Genomic DNA, 17,975 nt, shown 5'->3' on the forward strand with positions numbered 1-17,975 from the left:
TGCTCAGCAGTGCTGCTTAGGGAGAGGATTCTTTCGAAATTTAATCTCCCCTAGCCCTCTTTAAGAAATAGGGGAATTCCCTCCTTTTTCAAAGGAGGGTGAGGGTGGATTAAATTTATTAAAAGAAAAAATAAGTCCTTATTGGGCAGCCGGTTTATCCGCTTTCTGCGCTCTTAACTGCGCCACCAGACTCTGCATATCTTCTGGCAATGGTGCTTCAATTGCTGGATAGCCCGGAATGTCCAGACGCATTGCATGTAAACACAAACGGCGTGGTTTTGGCCCACGATATTCTGTTTCATGACCATACTTTTCATCGCCTACTAGCGGATGACCAATACTCAAACCATGAACACGAATCTGATGGGTACGACCAGAAAGCGGAGATGCATACACCAGTGTGGCATGCATAAAACGTTCCTGCACATTCCACTGGGTTTTAGACTCTTTACCTTCTTTCGGGGACACGCAGACACGACGTTCACCATTGGCCAGCTCGTAACGATGTAAAGGTGCATCAATCAGCTGTTTATCCAGACTGACCTGCCCTTTTACTACAGCGGCATAGGTTTTTTTGATTTTATGTTCACGCAACATATCTTGTAATGTTTTCAACACGCTACGCTTTTTGGAAATCATCACCAGACCGGAAGTATCACGGTCAATCCGGTGAATCAGTTCCAGATACTTTTTACCGGTTGCGGCACGCAAGCCCTCAATCAGGCCATAGGCCACACCGCTACCACCATGCACAGCAATCCCGGAAGGTTTATTCACGACCATCAAACCTTCATCTTCATAAATCACACGGGCCAATAAGCCTTGTGCCACTTTGTCAGAAACCGGTGCAGCAGATTCATCTTTTTGTTCATAGCGAATCGGCGCAACGCGAATCTGGTCACCGATTGCGAGTTTGGTTTCTGCTTTAATGCGTTTTTTATTAACGCGAACCTGGCCTTCACGAATCAGACGATAGATACGGCTTTTTGGCACACCTTTCAGACGACTAAACAGGAAATTATCGATGCGTTGTCCATCTTGATGTTCATCCACTTCAAACCAAGTGACGTTTTGCCATTGTTGCGTAGAATTCATACAGTTACTATGACCCAAAAAATACTAAAATTGATTAAAAACTGATCACTTAGGTTATGCTTTACACAAGAAACATAAGCTTAGCCCATAGGCAGATGATGCAAGGTTTGATATAGTCAGCGCACGGAAACCATCGTTTGTGAGTAAAAGTTGAATCATTTCAGATTTTTCTGAACTTGATTGTTCAATTAAAGACTCACATGATACGGGAAGGTCCCCAAAGAATTATGCCACGCCGAAGGCTTATTATATCGGCAAACAAAGCAAACTGTTGCGTTTAATTGTACCTCAGGTACATAAATCAGTTTGTCTTAAAAAATATGTCGCCAACTTTGTTGGTTTTTAAACGTAAACTGATACACATCAGATTAGTCGCAACCTGAAGACGACTTCAGGCTACAGCGTTGATGCATTGGATCTGCACAGTTTGTAAAGATACGACGACAATTCCGTATCAAGACACTTTCTATAAAGAAGGGATGATCTTCGAGCAATGTGACAGTGAAAGTTACACACATCCAATGCACCGCTCGTCCGCCAGTGAAGCGTTCAGGTGACTTTAATCCGTTTAAAGATTGAAGCCGTATTGCCATCATCAATACGTGAATCAAAAACCGAAGCCCATCTATATTAAATAGAGCTCGGTCATAAAAGACTCAAACCACAATGAAATTCATTGCAGATTTGAGCCATTGATCCGTGATGTGTGATGTTCGCTACGTGTATAGCGATTTTTTGCTGTGTATCACTATAAGGTGTTACACCCATGAAACGTATGTTGATTAATGCAACACATGCCGAAGAAATTCGCGTTGCACTTGTCACTGGTCAGCGTCTTTACGATTTTGATTTAGAAAATCGTACCCGTGAACAAAAAAAATCCAATATCTACAAAGGTCACGTGACTCGCGTTGAACCTTCTTTAGAAGCTGTATTCGTTGAATACGGTGCAGGTCGCCAAGGCTTCCTGTCAATGCGTGAAATCGCAAATTCATATTACAAAGCCGACCCTCGCCAAACTTCAAATATCCGTGAACTGATCACTGAAGGCACCGAACTTCTGGTTCAGGTGGAAAAAGAAGAGCGTGGCAACAAAGGCGCTGCCCTGTCTACTTTTATCTCACTTGCTGGCCGTTATTTGGTATTAATGCCAAACAACCCGAAAGGTGGTGGTATCAGCCGTCAGATTTCTGGTTCAGTGCGTGAAGAACTGAAAGAAATGCTGGCAACACTGAACGTGCCACGTGGTATGAGCGTGATTGTGCGTACTGCCGGGATCGGTCGTTCACAAGAAGAACTGCAACTTGACTTACAGCACTTGCTCGACCTTTGGGCACAAATCCAGAGCACGGCAAGTTCAGGTCCGTCACCAATGTTGGTACATCAGGAAGCGGGCGTGGTGACACGTGCCATTCGTGACTACCTGCGTGATGATGTTGCTGAAATCCTGATTGACTCAGAACAAGCCTATAACGAAGCTTATAACTTCGTAAAAGCGGTGATGCCACGTCAGTTAGAAAAACTGAAAACTTATACCTTAAATGAACCTTTATTCGCGCATTTCGCGATTGAAAGTCAAATTCAAACCGCTTATGAACGTGAAGTAAAATTGCCTTCTGGCGGTTCGATCGTGATCGATCAAACTGAAGCTTTAGTGTCAATTGACATTAACTCAGCCAAATCGACTCGCGGTAGCGATGTTGAAGATACCGCGTTAAATACCAATATTGAAGCGGCAGAAGAAATCGCGCGTCAATTGCGTTTACGTGATATCGGTGGCCTGGTGGTGATCGACTTCATCGACATGACCAAAGATCGTAACCAGCGTATGGTTGAAGCAAAACTTCGTGAGGCCACTCAAAGTGACCGCGCCCGTATTCAGTTCGGTCAATTGTCACGTTTTGGTTTGATGGAAATGAGCCGTCAACGTCTGCGTCCTTCTCTTGAAGAAGCGACTGGCTACGTTTGCCCACGCTGTCATGGTACCGGCATGGTCCGTGATCTTCGTTCTTTATCACTTTCGATTATGCGTAAAGTGGAAGAGATTGCACTGCGTGAACGTCATGGTGAAGTTCAAGTCGAAGTTCCAGTCGAAATCGCGGCTTTCTTATTGAATGAAAAACGTCATACCCTGGTGTATTTGGAACAGACTTCAAATGTACGTGTGACTGTGTTGCCGCATCCGCATCTGGAAACACCGCATTATGAAATCACTTATAATGCCGAAGGCTTTGCACCAACCAGCTATGAACGTACTGAAGCAACACGTTCAAGTGAAAAAGAGTTGGGCTATGAGTCATCTGAATGGCATTTAGAAGAAGAACATACGCATGCTGCTGCTCCAGCGCCTGCTCAACAGCAAAACAACAGCAGAAACAATAAACGCCGTAACCAGCAAAACCAAAATGCACAGCAAGCACCTGTTGCACAACAAGCTCCTGCCCAAGCACAAGTTGCTGCTCCTGCATCTAGCCCATGTGCTTGGTTAGAAAACCTGTTTGTTCAAAAACAGGCAGCGACTGTTGATCAATCGCGTACTGCCAACAATGCAGCTGCAGCGATTGAGCAAATGATCAATGGCGGTGCGGTGAGTCGCGGTCAGTTCGGTCAATTGTCTGCACCGGTGGCACAACCTGCTCCACAGCAAGTGTCTCAACCGGTTGCTCCGGCAAGCAGCAATGCTTACCTGGCACCATCGACTGTAGCGCAAAAACAGGAACGTGATGCTGAAAAACCGGCAGAGCGTGATGAAAGAGCGCCGCGTCATAACAACAAAAAACCACGCAATCCGAAGCACAAAGAACCGCGTGAGCAGGTTCAGTCTGAAGCTTCCGCTCCTCAGCAACATCAGGTGCATGAAGAAGTGGTTCAGGTATCTCGTCAAGAGCAACGTCATGAAGCACGTGAAAACAAGCGTAATTCTCGCCGTCAGCATCACAACGAGCCATCTCAGCAAAATGATGTTCAAAACAATGAACAACAGCCACAACAGGCAATGCCACGTCGTGACCGCCGTAACCAGCCACGTCAGGAACGTCCAAATCGCCACCGCGATCCAAGCGTGCTGAATGAGCAAACTCAACAAGCAGTACCTGCAGTCGTTGAAGCGCCAGCAGTCAATGATAAGCAGCTTCGTGTTGAGTTGGTCGATGCACCCCGTCAAGACGTGATGCCAACAGCTATGGTCGTAAATATTGACCAGGCGAAAAGCGAAATCGTGGCATTGAATGACAATGCTGCAGTTGCAACGCCAGCGGTTGAAGTGACTGCACCGGCAGATGCGCCAGTTGAAGAAGCCGCTGCTGAAAATGTGGTGGAAGCTGCACTGACAGCCCCTGTTGAAGAAGTTGTGCCAGCTGAAGAATCAAGCGCTGAAAAACCACGTGCCAGCAACGATCCGCGTCAGCGTCGTCGTCAGCAGCGTGAAGGACAGCCTCAACAGGCTACAGTTCAGAAGTTGACTCCTTCACAAGTACCAACTTTGGGTCAGTTCACCATTGGTAGCCTGATTCGCCATGTTTATGGTGAAGACTGCTCCGTACTGATTGAACAGTTTGGTTTATTGCCAACCTTCAACCGTGCTCTAGAGAAGTTCACAAAAGAGTACAACGCGAGTCTGGTGGCTGCAGCAACGCCTGCCGCAGAGAAAAAACCGGTCACCCGTGATGTTCAAGTGACGGTAGCCAAGGTTGAAGCGGAGCCGGCTCCAGTTCTGGACCTGACTCCACCAAAACCGGTGTCGGACAAACGTGTCGCAAACGATCCACGTGAGCGTCGCCGTCTGGCTAAACAGGCTGCAGAACAGGCCCTACAACAAGCCAAGCAACAGGCTAAAGTAGAAACAGCTCCGGCAGTTGAAACTGCACCGGAAGCACCTGTAGCAGCAGAAGCGCAAGCAGAGTCTGCTGAAGCAGTGGCAACTGAAACTCCAGTAGCTGTTGAAGAAACCGTAAATGCTCAGCCAGCTGAACAAGCAACTGAAACGACGGCACCATTAGATACAGCTCCTGCAGAAGAGGCGCCAGTCACTGAAGATCAACCTGAAGATGCTGCGCCAGTTGAAGCAAATGCTGAATCACAAGCTTCTGCTACAGAAGCCCAAGATCAGGCCGAAGTAACAACAGAAGACACTGAAGCCAGCGAAGCTGAAAAAGCGGAGAAACAGGCTGCTCGTCCACGTCGTCCACGTGGTCGTCCACCGAAAAAAGCCAATACTGCAACTGAATCATAATTTGCTCAATTGCAATCATATAAAAAAACCTAGTCATTTCGGTGACTAGGTTTTTTTTGCTAGATTTAGTCAGAACAGGTTGATTGCACTAGTGTTTTAACGCTAAAAGATGGATAGCTCGTCTACTGTATATAAATTGAACGTATCGGATACGAAAAATAAATAGGATTCTCATGACCCAAATGAAACCACACGATCTGATTGGGATTGCAGATGTCGCTGCCAAAATCCCGGCTTTCTTGACCAAAGTGCCCAATTTGCTCACTGGTCTAAGACAGGCATATTTACGTACTCCGAACACACCGGCCGGCCTGGGTCTGGCTTTTGAAAAAGCCACCAAGCGTAACCCGGAAGGCATTGCCTTGCGTTTTGAAGAGCAAAGCTATAGCTATGCTGCTCTCAATGCCTGGGCCAACCAGATTGCCCATTTCTATCTATCCTTGGGTGCCAAGAAAGGTGATGTCGTTGCCGTGATGGTCGAGAACCGTCCTGAACTGATTGCCAGTGTAATTGGTCTGGCCAAACTGGGTGTGACGACCGCTTTAGTGAATACCTCTCAAGTCGGCAAGGTGCTGACGCACAGTATCAATCTGGTCAAACCGATTGCCCTGATTGTCGGCGAAGAGTGCCGTCATGCAGTTAACGAGATTCGTAATGACCTGAATATTAGCAGTGACCGCTTACACTGGTTTGCGGATCAAAATACTCAAGCCGATCCGGGTCAGGCACCTGAAGGCTTTATCAACCTGGCTGAAAAAACCGATCTTGCTCCCAAATTCAATCCATCAACCACCCATTCGGTGCAGGGCAAAGACGGACTGTTCTATATTTACACCTCGGGCACCACGGGTCTACCTAAAGCGGTGATCTTTACCAATGGTCGCTGGACGCTGGCTTATGGCACCTATGGGCATGTGCTGAATCTCAATAAAGATGATGTGATGTACTGTACCCTGCCACTTTATCATGCCACAGGCATGGTGGTGTGCTGGTGCGGTGTCATTGCGGGTAGCAGCACCCTGGCTATTCGCCGTAAATTTTCGACCTCTTCTTTCTGGAAGGATGTGCAAAAATTTGATGCCTCTGCGATTGGTTATGTCGGTGAGTTGTGCCGCTATCTGATGGATGCTCCCCCATCTAAACTGGAAAAAGGCCATCGCGTGACCAAGATGATTGGGAATGGGATGCGCCCGAATATCTGGGACAAATTTAAATCCCGTTTTGGCATTCAGGAAGTGCTGGAACTGTATGCCTCCAGTGAAGGTAATGTTGGCTTTAGCAATATTTTCAATTTTGACAACACCGTCGGTTTTTCACCTACCCCCTATGCGATTATTGCCTTTAATAAAGATAAAAATGAGCCGGTACGGGATGCCAAAGGCCATTGCAAACGGGTAAAAAAAGGCGAAACTGGTTTATTAATTGGTAAAATCACCCGCCGCTCACCCTTTGATGGTTATACCGATCCGGAAAAAAACAAGTCAGTCATTATGCAGGATGTATTTACCAAAGGTGATGCTTACTTCAATACCGGAGATCTGGTACGGAATATCGGCTTCCGTCATGCGCAATTTGTCGATCGTCTGGGTGATACTTTCCGTTGGAAAGGTGAAAATGTTTCCACCACTGAAGTTGAAAACATGCTGACTGAGTATGACAAAATCGTTGAAGCGGTGGTGTATGGTGTAGAAATTCCCAATACCAATGGTCGTGCCGGCATGGCCGCGATTACCCTGAAACCCGATGTAGAATTAAATGGTGCAGATTTAGCAGCCATGGCCGCTTGCTTTAAAAAATGCTTGCCGGCTTATGCGGTACCGGTATTTTTACGTATACAACAGCAGATTGAAACTACAGGTACCTTTAAATACCAGAAAAATAAATTGAAAGAGCAAGCATTTGATCCGAGTAAAACCGATGAACGCCTGCTGGTGTTATTGCCAGGTGCAACGGCATATTCGGAGCTCACCGCAGAGATTTTTGCCAATATTCAGGCCTATCAATATCGCTTCTAAGTACTGAAGTTGCCTATTTTTTGTTTAGATAAAGCATAATTGTTGTATTTATAATCAAACATGGGCAACTTTGTTATTTTTTGCTTGCGCTGAAATGAGATCTTGCTACAATACGCTCCATCAAACAAAGTGGTGCTTTAAGCTATTTAGCTTGACTTGCACTGCACATTCAAACCAAGTTTGAATGATGGTTCAGGGTCGTTAGCTCAGCTGGTAGAGCAGCGGACTTTTAATCCGTTGGTCCCGCGTTCGAATCGCGGACGACCCACCACTTATTTGATATTCCTTGATGGGTCGTTAGCTCAGCTGGTAGAGCAGCGGACTTTTAATCCGTTGGTCCCGCGTTCGAATCGCGGACGACCCACCATCTTCCGAAAGGATCACGTAAAAGTACACCACACTCTTGCGTCATAAAAATGGTCATCATTTTTATTCCTCAGGGTCGTTAGCTCAGCTGGTAGAGCAGCGGACTTTTAATCCGTTGGTCCCGCGTTCGAATCGCGGACGACCCACCATTCTTTCCTTAGAATGTTCCTCTGATTTACTTTATGATATTTTAATTAAATTGCGATGTTTTGGTCGTGTATTTCTGCGCCTAGATTTTATGCTCACGCGTTCCCACCACTCGCCTTTATTGTCTAATCTAAATCGTATTTGAATTAAGCTTTCGACCAGATCAGCCGATTTTTATCGGGCATTATTTTTGAATATGAAAGGATGTGTCTTTGACCAGTTCATAGGCTTTTGACGGTGCCGGATAACCGCGATCAAATAATTCCCGGTTGGTTCTTTCCTTTTCACTATAGATTTTTTCCAGATTCATGACTAAGTGATTTGAATCTTTAATCTTATAGTAAAAGCTCGCCCCTTCTTTACGATTCACTACTATATCGGTACGCTCAGGATTGATAAACCAGCGGTCTTTACGGTAGGTGATATTGTGAGCGGTGCTATTTTTGGTATTATCAATAAATACCTTCCCATACTGCAAAATGCTGCGATGCACCGTACCGTCCGGTAGTAAAGTCAAAATAAATTCTGCCTTACCTTCAGTACAGGGCGCAAAGCGGCCATCACAATCGATTTCAGTATGATAGCGGCCAATAAATGCTTTAGCATCCTCTGGCACAGTGCGAGGGTTTAAATCAGCTTCTACCGGAACAGTCGCCTGCCCTGCGACCTGAGTTAAGGATTTGGCGCTGACAGTCACTACATCGGCCTTCGTATTGGCAGTGGAAATTTTAACGCCCTCTTCTGAGGTCGCCTGACCTTCCTGTGCAGGTTTGACTTGCTGCTGGTCGCAAGCCTGGAAAATTACCACACTCCCCAACATCAGGCTACATTTAAAAAAACTGTTTAATGTACAACGTGATACATCCAATTTCATTTTTAACAAACCTAAATAGGAAACATGGCGAGCAAAAAGCACACAGCAAAGCTGCTGAACTTTACACAAGAGTTCAATAGAATTTTCACTATGTTAGTAGCTCTTAGATCTGGTTTTAATCTTTATTAACATTACTTAACGATTTTATTTTTAATCAGCACTTTAAAAAGCTTAAGCAAACTCCATTTCTTTAAGTATGGATCCGTTTTAGGATTCAAACCTATTTTTAATCAGGAGATTTTAATGGCCAATGTTGGTTTATATCGCTCTAACCGCTCAAACATGATTGCAGGTGTGATGGGTGGTATTGCTGAACGTTTTGGTTGGAACGCGAATTTATTACGTCTGATTTTTGTGGTGATTTCAATCATGAGTGCCGCATTCCCGGGTATTTTGGTTTATCTGGTGCTGTGGTTAATCATGCCGAAAAAACAGTACAGAATTGATCATGACAGCGTTCATCAACCTCAGGGCTATCAGAATCCTGTGCGTACAGTAAATCAGGATAAACGCTATTAAGCTGTACGGTCATTTTTAACAAGAGTTCTTAAACCAGTTTCATCGCAGAGCTTCCTCTTTCACCCCGGTTAAATGGGATGAAATTTTGATGCCACGGTAATTTCCCCAAGTTATCGTGGCTTTTTTTTGCCTATATTTTTTTGTTATTTCTTAACTGTATTACAGCTTTTCACTTTCTTTCTCAGTTGAATTCACGATAAGTTCAAGATTCCAATTTTTGAAATGGATTTCACATGACTCAGGCAGAATGGATGATGCTGTGGCTCTGTGCCGTCGCAGCCCTGCTGCATGGTTTAAGCGGCTTTGGCTTTCCTATGATGAGTACGGCTGTTCTGTCCAGCGCATATCCGCTTAGCATCGCGGTTACCCTTGTCATTCTGCCCTGTCTGCTGCTGAATCTGATCATGCTGAATGCTGACCCTGCGCATAGCCTGTTGAATAGTATTGGCTATTATATAAAACGTTATTGGCCATTAATGCTTAGTAGCCTGGTCGGCAGTGTACTCGGGGTCAAGCTATTACTTTGGCTAAATGAGGCTTATTTAAAACTGTTATTGGGTCTGGTAATTATATTTTATGTCTTGGACCAGTTACGGGCACGCCCCTTACAAGTTAGTCCGCATATTTCCAGCATGCTCTGTTTTGGTTTACTGGCCGGCATTATTGGAGGTGCAACCAATGCCATGGCACCTTTTCTGATGATGTATCTGATGAGTTGCCAACTCTCTAAAACAGATATTGTCATTATCAGTAATCTCAATTTCATTGCCGGTAAACTGATCCAGCTGGTTTTACTGTTTCCAATTCTGATCACACTGGAAACCCATCAACAGCATATTCTGATCGGGATCAGCTTATTCGCCCTTGCTGGTGTCTGGATTGGAGGCAAAATACGCCATCGTTTATCTCAGCAGCACTTCAAATGGATTGTCCTGGCTTTACTTCTGGGTTTGGGCTTGTATGCTCTCTGGCAAAGTGCTGGATTATTGCAACAATCTGGTTATAGTATCTTTAAATAGGATATTTTTTAAACAAATCAAAATTACAAATTCAAAGCTGGCATATAAAAATGACGTAAATAAACACCTTGCAAGGAGAGCATATGACTCAGACCAACCTAGCTACCCCGACCAATGCTATGCCCAAAGGACTGCTGAAAGGCTGGATCCTTATTCTTGTCGCAGCCATCGTAGCCTATGGCTTATATCTTTACCTGCCCTATGACCAGAATGCCAATAAAGGACTGGCCCTTTTAGCCTTTATCGGTATCTTATGGCTGACTGAAGCCATTCATATCACGATTACAGCTTTACTCATCCCCGTGATGGCGGTATTGCTGGCCATGCCAATGGCCTCTGGTGAGGAACTGGTTCCGATTACCACACAAGCCGCTTTGGCCACTTTTGCCGATCCTGTCATTTTCCTGTTTTTTGGTGGTTTTGCGCTGGCAACGGCGTTGCATATCCAGAAACTGGACCGGAAAATTGCCATGTGGATCATCTCCATGTCCAGAGGGCATCTGGGTATTTCTGTACTAGCGATTTTTGTGGTGACAGCGCTTCTGTCCATGTGGATTTCCAATACGGCGACTGCTGCCATGATGCTGCCTTTGGCTCTGGGTTTGCTTTCACATCTGGATGTCAGCAAGGATCGTAAAACTTTTGTCTTTATCCTGCTCGGCATTGCCTATTCGGCCAGTATTGGCGGACTGGGCACCATGGTCGGTTCCCCTCCGAATGCCATTGCCGCCAAGGCCCTCGGCTATGATTTTGCCGACTGGATGAAAATCGGCTTGCCGATGATGTTCATTATTCTTCCTGCCATGCTGGTCAGTTTATATCTGGTACTACGTCCAAAACTGAATCATAAAATACAATTTGCGACCGAAGATATTCCTTGGACCAGAACCCGTATAGCCACCATGATCCTCTTTCTTTGTACTGCAATTGCCTGGATTTTCAGTAAAAAATTCACTGAAATTTTTGGTATTTCCCAGCCGGATACCTGGATTGCAATTTCGGCTGCCTGTATGGTTGTGATTCTGGGTACCGCAAGCTGGAAACAGATTGCAGAAAATACTGATTGGGGGGTGTTATATCTATTTGGTGGTGGTCTGACCTTGAGTGCCATTCTAAAGGATTCAGGCAGTTCGCTGGTACTGGGTCAAACTCTGGCCAATGCCTTTGGTGATACCTCCCCGCTGATGATTATTTTTGTAGTCGCTACTTTTATTATCTTCCTGACTGAATTTACCAGTAATACCGCTTCGGCTGCCCTGCTAGTACCAGTATTTGCCGCAATTGCGGATCAGATGGGAATGCCCAAAGAAATTCTGGTGATCGTCATTGGTATTGGTGCTTCATGTGCCTTTATGCTGCCGGTAGCCACCCCACCAAATGCGATTGTTTTTGGAACCGGTCATATCCAGCAAAGCGAAATGATGAAAGTTGGTTTTGTGCTGAATATCATGTGTATCTTTATTATTTCACTGTTTATTTACTGGTTCTTTATTTAATCATTACAGCTCTTAAACATCACACCCTCTACAAAGCACACTCCGGTGTGCTTTGTCGTATCAATCGCCTATATGTTGAATCTTTCTCTCATCGAAAAATAATATGCTTTTAACAATGATAAAGATAAAGTCTTTATATTAAAAACATCAAAAAGTAGCAGATAGATAGTGGACAGGATATTTCACTTAATCTCTCAACCGATCCAGAATTCCCCTTGGAAAATGACATTTAACCTCGCGCTTGCACCTCTGATCATAGCTGTAATTTTATTCCCTTATGCGCTATTTCATGAAGCCAGCTCTGGGATTTTCTCCATTTTCAAGAGCCTGTTTTCAGCGCTTTTTATTAGTTTTTTTGTCTGCCTGACTTACTGGGTGATGGTCTTTCCTTTTCTATTAGTGACTCACCTGCTGCTACGCTATTATCAGCTATTTAATATTATGACGATTTTAATGAGCTGCGTACTGGGAACCCTGATTCTGGCCTATATCTCGCATCCTTCAAGTGAAAATTTTAGTTCCCATTTTTTGTTTCTGCTGTGTTTTTCCCTGCCGATGGCACTATTTTACAGTTTTCTCAGCCGGCAAGCTGGCCAGAGTTGATCACACATGCTCTGTTAAATTCCGTTTTAATTCGGTTTTAAACTTTCATTTTAAAATGATTCAGCTCCTGATTCAGTGCGGCAATCATATCTGCCCGACTGATAATTCCCACCAATTGCTGCTCGCTCACCACCGGAATATAGTTGAACGAACGCTCGACAAAATACGGCACCAGATCTTGAATGGGTTGTAAAGGCTGCACCGTAATTACCTTACGGGTCATGATATGTTTGACCTGATGCTCCCAGCTGCTACGGACATCAGCCGCGCGCTTGAACCATTCCACCACCTGATACATTGCCAGTGTACCGACCAGTTGTTCATCGGCATTAACGACGGGCAGGCTCATCAGGTTCATTTGCTTGAACTTGTCCAATGCGTGCTGGATATCATCATTTTCATGCAGGGTTGCTACATCCTTCGTCATAATATCCTGGCAGCTAAATTCATGTACCGCACGCGCATTGGCGCGGTTTTGTGCCTCCAGAATGATTTTTTGCAGGTCATATTCACTGATATCCAGCAACTCGGTGCGCTGATCCAGCACTTCCTGAATATCCTGCGGTTGGATGGTGACTTTCTGGGTCGGCGTCGGATCCTTGGAACGAGTATTTAGTTGAGCTTGCTGCGGATAATCCTTGCCAATCATCCGGTTAAAGACAATGGCAATTACCATCAGTAAAATTGAATTGAGTAGTACCGGATAAAATACAAAGGCATAACCGAGTTCATGCACCGGCTGGCCGCCCAGCACTGCGGTAATGGCCACGGCGCCACTCGGTGGATGCAGGGAATCTGTGGTCATCATCAGGACAATTGCCAAAGCCACGGCTACACTAAAAGCCTCAGTTGGACTGGCAATTAACAAGGCACAGCTCACGCCAATCACGGCAGCAATGGTGTTGCCGACCAGAATATTCCAGGGCTGCGCCAGAGGGCTGGCCGGCACAGCAAACAGCAATACCGAAGATGCACCCATCGGGGCAATATACCAGGCTTCAAAATCCCCCAGAATCCATAAACTCAACAAGGACGAGACGACCAAACCCAATAGTGCTCCAGCTCCGCAGAGCAGACGGTCTTTAAGTGGCAGGACTTTGAAATTCGGTTTTAAGGTATTGAGCCAGTCGAGATGGGAGTGAAACACAGTGCGCCTGATCTTATTGTTTATAGATTTTGGGCATTATAGAACCAAGCCAGATGAAAGGCATCTGTGTTTTACATCTTTTCATCATTCGCGAACGCAGGCTTTTTAAAACAATATTTCGCTTAGCTTAAAATACTCAACCAGATTTTTTTATAAGGGCTGCGCTATCTCCGCCCACCTCTGGAATGGAAAAAATCCTTTTAAGCCATTTCACTTAGATATCTCTTAGATCACTTTTATTACGGCCTATCATTCATTCAGGTTGAATCAATGGCTGGATTTTTAACAGCTCGACCTCACCATAATAGGTTGAAAATGCCACATCTCCGGCATCGATTCCAGTGCCGATCCGAATGAGATTTTCGACTGGAGCCAAACGGGTCGGATCAAACTGCACCCAGCCACCGTCTAAATAGGCTTCAAAAATGGCATGAAAATCGGGTAAAAACTTTTCAATTTCCACATAACCGACCACCATGCGTGCCGGAATTCCCAAGGCACGGCATAGGGCAATGCCTAAATGGGCAAAGTCACGACATACGCCTGCACGATGCACCAGTACATCTGTGGCAGTGGTAAATTGGTCGGAACTACCAGACACATAAAAAATATTGTTATAAATCCACTGTTCAATCGCCTTGACCCGCGTATAGCCCGGTGTCATCCAGCCAAATGAGCGTTTCGCCATTTCCAGTAATAAATCCGAATTACAATAACGGCTGGCCAATAAATAAGGCAATACTTCATCGGGCAGCTCAGGAATGGCCACTTCTTTCAGACCTTGCTGAAGCTCAAGAGAGAGACTCGGTTGACGAACCACTGTCGCCGTATAATTCAGCTCAAAAGCGTCACAGGGTTCAACCTGTAGCCGAACATGACGGTTTTGATGCTGAGCATCCTGAAATTCATGCCATGCTACGGGCAGATTAAAGCTGAGTTTTTCTTCGAGAATATTCTGATCGGAATGATGTGCTACCTGAAGCATAAAAATAAATTCTGTCGGTTGCACGACCGTGTATTTTAAATGGCATTGAATTTTGTAAGTGGTCATGAAGTTCCTTATTTTTAAGCATTATTATATTACGTGAATATTAAACTAATCCTAGGATCGCAATCGTATGAGATCCGTTGAACTTTATGACTCTCCGCTTAACAGCATGCCATACATCTGATTTATTCCTGATTTTCAGATCAGCCTGTATCGGCCAGTACAGCTAAAATCGCAGTAAGCTTCTAAATGCCGCGTATCCTTTAAGCCTGTTTTATTTTTTTCAGAAAAGTATCCCTACATTAACCCTTTGCCACTCCCCTGCAAAGTCCTTATAATTGAGCACAATTTTTCTCTAATTTTAAGTGGATGACCATGAGTCGCGCCATATCGCATATTGATACCTTCCAAGGCTTAATTCTTGCCTTACAAACTTACTGGGCGGAGCAAGGCTGCGTCATTTTGCAACCTTATGATATGGAAATGGGTGCAGGGACATTCCACACTGCGACTTTCCTTCGTGCGCTGGGTCCTGAAACCTGGAATGCCGCTTATGTTCAACCGTCACGTCGTCCGAAAGATGGTCGTTATGGTGAAAACCCGAACCGTTTGCAACATTATTATCAATTCCAGGTGGTGCTTAAGCCAAACCCGGACAACATCCAGCAGCTTTACCTAGACTCATTAAAAGCGATCGGTATTGATCCTTTAGTTCACGACATTCGTTTCGTAGAAGACAACTGGGAATCTCCAACACTGGGTGCTTGGGGCTTAGGTTGGGAAGTTTGGCTGAATGGTATGGAAGTAACGCAGTTCACTTACTTCCAGCAAGTCGGTGGTGTTGAATGCTACCCAGTGACTGGTGAAATCACGTATGGTCTTGAACGTCTTGCCATGTACTTGCAAGGCGTAGACTCAGTTTACGATCTGGTTTGGACCAAAGGTCAGTTCGGTACCGTGACGTATGGCGATGTATTCCATCAAAATGAAGTGGAACAATCGACCTATAACTTCGAATATGCCAACGTTGAAAAAATGTTTGAATTGTTCGATTTCTATGAAGCTGAAGCAACACGTTTAATTGAAGCGAAACTTCCACTTCCTGCATATGAGCAAGTCGTGAAAGCATCACACAGTTTCAACTTATTGGATGCGCGTGGCGCAATTTCTGTGACTGAACGTCAGCGTTACATTTTACGTGTACGTACCTTGGCACGTTCTATTGCGACCAGCTATGTAGCAGCACGTGCGGAACTTGGTTTCCCAATGGCTGAACCTGCATTACGTGATGAAGTGTTGGCACAATTAAAAGCGCAAGTTGAAGCAGAAGCGAAAGAAGCAAACAAGGAGAGCAAATAATGTCTAAACATACCGTTTTGTTCGAATTGGGTTGTGAAGAACTTCCACCAAAAAGCCTGAAAAAATTACGTGATGCACTACATGCAGAAACCGTTAAAGGCTTAAAAGATGCTGGCTTAGCGTTTGATTCAATCGAAGCCTATGCAGCACCTCGTCGTCTTGCACTTAAAATTGTCAATGTTGATGCTGCACAAGCAGACACACAAAAACGTTTTGACGGCCCTGCCAAACAGGCAGCCTTTGATGCTGAAGGCAACCCAACCAAAGCACTTGAAGGCTTTATGCGTGGTCAAGGCATCACAGTTGATCAAGTATCAACTTTCCAAGCGGGTAAAGTTGAAAAAGTTTGTTATTTGAAAGACGTAAAGGGTCAAAGCCTGGACGTTTTACTGCCACAAATTTTACAAGCAGCTTTAGACAACCTTCCAATTGCAAAACGTATGCGTTCTGCAGCAAGCCGTACTGAATTCGTACGTCCTGTGAAATGGGTGGTGTTGTTAAAAGATAACGATGTGATTGATGCAACCATTCAGGATCACAAAGCAGGTAACATGACGTATGGTCACCGTTTCCACGCACCTGAAGCGATTACTTTAACGCACGCTGACGAATACTTAGCGAAGTTAAAAGCAGCGCATGTTGTGGCTTCATTTGAAGAGCGTCAAGCAATCATTGATGGTCAAGTGAAAGCACTTGCTGATGAAGTCAATGCCATTGCGATTGTCCCTGCTGACCTTCGTGACGAAGTAACAGCCTTAGTTGAATGGCCTGTTGCGCTTCGTGCTAGCTTCGAAGAACGCTTCCTTGCTGTTCCTCAAGAAGCCTTGATCACCACCATGCAGGACAACCAAAAGTACTTCTGCTTAGTGAACGCTGACAATAAACTTCAACCATACTTCATTACTGTGTCAAATATTGAGTCGAAAGACCCGACACAAATTATTGAAGGTAACGAGAAAGTGGTTCGTCCACGTTTGTCTGATGCTGAATTCTTCTTCTTGCAAGATCAAAAGCAACCGCTTGCGTCTCGTAAAGAGAAACTTGCAAACATGGTATTCCAAGCTGAATTGGGTACGCTTTGGAACAAGTCTGAACGTATTGCGAAATTGGCTGTAGCACTTGCGCCTATTACAGGTGCAAAAGCGGAAGATGCTGAAAAAGCGGCGCTTCTTGCAAAATGTGACTTAACCTCTGAACTTGTGGGTGAATTCCCAGAACTTCAAGGGATCGCGGGTACTTACTATGCGCGTCTTGAAGGTGAAAATGCTGAAGTGGCTGAGTCTTTAGGTGAGCAATATCTACCTAAATTCGCGGGTGACGTTTTACCTAAGACGAAGACAGGTACTACGATTGCCCTTGCGGATCGTTTAGACACGCTCACAGGTATTTTCGGTATTGGTCAAGCACCTACAGGTTCTAAAGACCCGTTTGCACTGCGTCGTTCTGCAATTGGTATTTTACGTCTTGTGACTGAAAACGAGCTTGATGTGTCGATTGAAGACCTGATCAAACTTGCACTTGCTGCTTATGGCGATGTATTGAAAGATCACGACAAGACTTTAGCGGATGCGGTTGCATTCCTTGAAGGTCGTTACCGTGCGAAATACGAAGACCAAGGTGTTGCAGTTGATGTGATTCAAGCCGTTCAAGCGCTTTCACCAAAATCTCCGCTTGATTTTGACAAGCGTGTAAATGCGGTAAATCACTTCCGTGCATTGCCTGAAGCTGCTGCGTTGGCTGCTGCCAACAAGCGTGTTGCGAATATCTTAGCGAAAGAAACTGCTCCTGAAGGTGCTGTAGTTGAAGCAAACTTGGTTGAAGATGCTGAAAAAGCATTGTTCGCTGAACTTGCTAAAATTGCGCCTCAAGTTGAGCCGTTATTTGCTGCCAAAGACTACACTGCTGCATTGTCTGCACTTGCTGCACTTCGTGCGCCTGTTGATGCATTCTTTGACGGTGTCATGGTGATGGCGGATGATGCCGACCTGAAAGCAAACCGTTTACGTATGCTTGCACAGCTTCGTGAGTTGTTTACGAAAGTGGCAGATATTTCGGTGTTACAGCACTAAGCCTTAATTGCTTGAAAGTTAAACAAAACCCCGCTATAAGTTAGTGG

The 17,975-nt window shown here is 45.0% G+C and carries 11 protein-coding genes and 3 tRNA genes; 10 read left to right on the plus strand and 4 right to left on the minus strand.

All coding sequences use genetic code 11. From position 1 onward, the window contains the following. Positions 1–138: 138 nt before the first annotated feature. Complete coding sequence (locus NI470_RS03720; RefSeq protein ID WP_004278531.1) at positions 139–1,095, minus strand: RluA family pseudouridine synthase; 957 nt, start codon at positions 1,093–1,095, stop codon at positions 139–141. Between the two features lie 766 nt (positions 1,096–1,861). Here NI470_RS03720 and NI470_RS03725 point away from each other — a divergent pair. The 5 genes from NI470_RS03725 to NI470_RS03745 all read left to right on the plus strand — a co-directional run bounded on the left by NI470_RS03725 (position 1,862) and on the right by NI470_RS03745 (position 7,856). Beyond that, positions 1,862–5,326 carry an Rne/Rng family ribonuclease gene (locus NI470_RS03725; RefSeq protein WP_253147744.1) on the plus strand — a complete coding sequence of 1,155 codons (3,465 nt, stop codon included), beginning with the start codon at positions 1,862–1,864 and terminating at the stop codon, positions 5,324–5,326. 173 nt (positions 5,327–5,499) lie between these two features. Beyond that, a complete protein-coding gene (locus NI470_RS03730; RefSeq protein WP_253147745.1) occupies positions 5,500–7,341 on the plus strand; it encodes a long-chain-acyl-CoA synthetase in 1,842 nt (613 codons plus the stop codon). Between the two features lie 195 nt (positions 7,342–7,536). Beyond that, positions 7,537–7,612, plus strand: a tRNA-Lys gene (locus tag NI470_RS03735). A gap of 20 nt (positions 7,613–7,632) precedes the next feature. Beyond that, a tRNA-Lys gene (locus NI470_RS03740) sits at positions 7,633–7,708 on the plus strand. A 72-nt stretch (positions 7,709–7,780) separates the two neighbouring features. Then, a tRNA-Lys gene (locus NI470_RS03745) sits at positions 7,781–7,856 on the plus strand. A gap of 182 nt (positions 7,857–8,038) precedes the next feature. On the opposite strand, the gene NI470_RS03750 is transcribed toward NI470_RS03745, so the two are convergent. Continuing rightward, complete coding sequence (locus NI470_RS03750; protein ID WP_253147746.1) at positions 8,039–8,728, minus strand: hypothetical protein; 690 nt, start codon at positions 8,726–8,728, stop codon at positions 8,039–8,041. Positions 8,729–8,971: 243 nt separating this feature from the next. On the opposite strand from NI470_RS03750, the gene NI470_RS03755 reads away from it, so the two are divergent. From NI470_RS03755 to NI470_RS03765, 3 genes are all read left to right on the plus strand, one after another. Continuing rightward, positions 8,972–9,247 (plus strand): PspC domain-containing protein, encoded by a 276-nt coding sequence (locus tag NI470_RS03755; RefSeq protein WP_004278536.1) that lies wholly within the window; start codon positions 8,972–8,974, stop codon positions 9,245–9,247. Between the two features lie 233 nt (positions 9,248–9,480). Continuing rightward, positions 9,481–10,266, plus strand: coding sequence for a sulfite exporter TauE/SafE family protein (locus tag NI470_RS03760; protein ID WP_005245881.1), 786 nt, complete (start codon positions 9,481–9,483; stop codon positions 10,264–10,266). An 83-nt stretch (positions 10,267–10,349) separates the two neighbouring features. After that, on the plus strand, positions 10,350–11,762 hold the full coding sequence (locus tag NI470_RS03765) for an SLC13 family permease (RefSeq protein WP_005250544.1): 1,413 nt from the start codon (positions 10,350–10,352) through the stop codon (positions 11,760–11,762). A 640-nt stretch (positions 11,763–12,402) separates the two neighbouring features. Here NI470_RS03765 and NI470_RS03770 read toward each other — a convergent pair. Together NI470_RS03770 and NI470_RS03775 are read right to left on the minus strand one after the other, a co-directional pair. Then, a complete protein-coding gene (locus NI470_RS03770; RefSeq protein WP_044111804.1) occupies positions 12,403–13,512 on the minus strand; it encodes an HPP family protein in 1,110 nt (369 codons plus the stop codon). Between the two features lie 253 nt (positions 13,513–13,765). After that, a complete protein-coding gene (locus NI470_RS03775) occupies positions 13,766–14,563 on the minus strand; it encodes a transglutaminase-like domain-containing protein (RefSeq protein WP_253147747.1) in 798 nt (265 codons plus the stop codon). Between the two features lie 312 nt (positions 14,564–14,875). Between NI470_RS03775 and glyQ the strand changes: the two genes are divergently transcribed. Together glyQ and glyS are read left to right on the plus strand one after the other, a co-directional pair. Next, entirely contained in the window at positions 14,876–15,859 is a 984-nt protein-coding gene (gene glyQ / locus NI470_RS03780; protein ID WP_004278542.1) for a glycine--tRNA ligase subunit alpha, read from the plus strand. After that, complete coding sequence (gene glyS / locus NI470_RS03785) at positions 15,859–17,928, plus strand: glycine--tRNA ligase subunit beta (protein WP_071850461.1); 2,070 nt, start codon at positions 15,859–15,861, stop codon at positions 17,926–17,928. Before glyQ ends, glyS begins: the two co-directional genes overlap by 1 nt. Positions 17,929–17,975 lie beyond the last annotated feature (47 nt).

The organism is Acinetobacter lwoffii, assembly GCF_024129115.1.
Classification (GTDB): Bacteria; Pseudomonadota; Gammaproteobacteria; order Pseudomonadales; family Moraxellaceae; genus Acinetobacter; species Acinetobacter lwoffii_T.

Excerpts from the sequence above, each read along its gene's own strand:
- NI470_RS03725 (WP_253147744.1), top strand. The coding sequence starts at position 1,862 with ATGAAACGTATGTTGATTAATGCAACACATGCCGAAGAAATTCGCGTT.
- NI470_RS03775 (WP_253147747.1), bottom strand. The coding sequence starts at position 14,563 with ATGACCACTTACAAAATTCAATGCCATTTAAAATACACGGTCGTGCAA.
- NI470_RS03765 (WP_005250544.1), top strand. The coding sequence starts at position 10,350 with ATGACTCAGACCAACCTAGCTACCCCGACCAATGCTATGCCCAAAGGA.
- glyS (WP_071850461.1), top strand. The coding sequence starts at position 15,859 with ATGTCTAAACATACCGTTTTGTTCGAATTGGGTTGTGAAGAACTTCCA.
- NI470_RS03760 (WP_005245881.1), top strand. The coding sequence starts at position 9,481 with ATGACTCAGGCAGAATGGATGATGCTGTGGCTCTGTGCCGTCGCAGCC.
- glyQ (WP_004278542.1), top strand. The coding sequence starts at position 14,876 with ATGAGTCGCGCCATATCGCATATTGATACCTTCCAAGGCTTAATTCTT.
- NI470_RS03730 (WP_253147745.1), top strand. The coding sequence starts at position 5,500 with ATGACCCAAATGAAACCACACGATCTGATTGGGATTGCAGATGTCGCT.
- NI470_RS03750 (WP_253147746.1), bottom strand. The coding sequence starts at position 8,728 with ATGAAATTGGATGTATCACGTTGTACATTAAACAGTTTTTTTAAATGT.
- NI470_RS03755 (WP_004278536.1), top strand. The coding sequence starts at position 8,972 with ATGGCCAATGTTGGTTTATATCGCTCTAACCGCTCAAACATGATTGCA.
- NI470_RS03720 (WP_004278531.1), bottom strand. The coding sequence starts at position 1,095 with ATGAATTCTACGCAACAATGGCAAAACGTCACTTGGTTTGAAGTGGAT.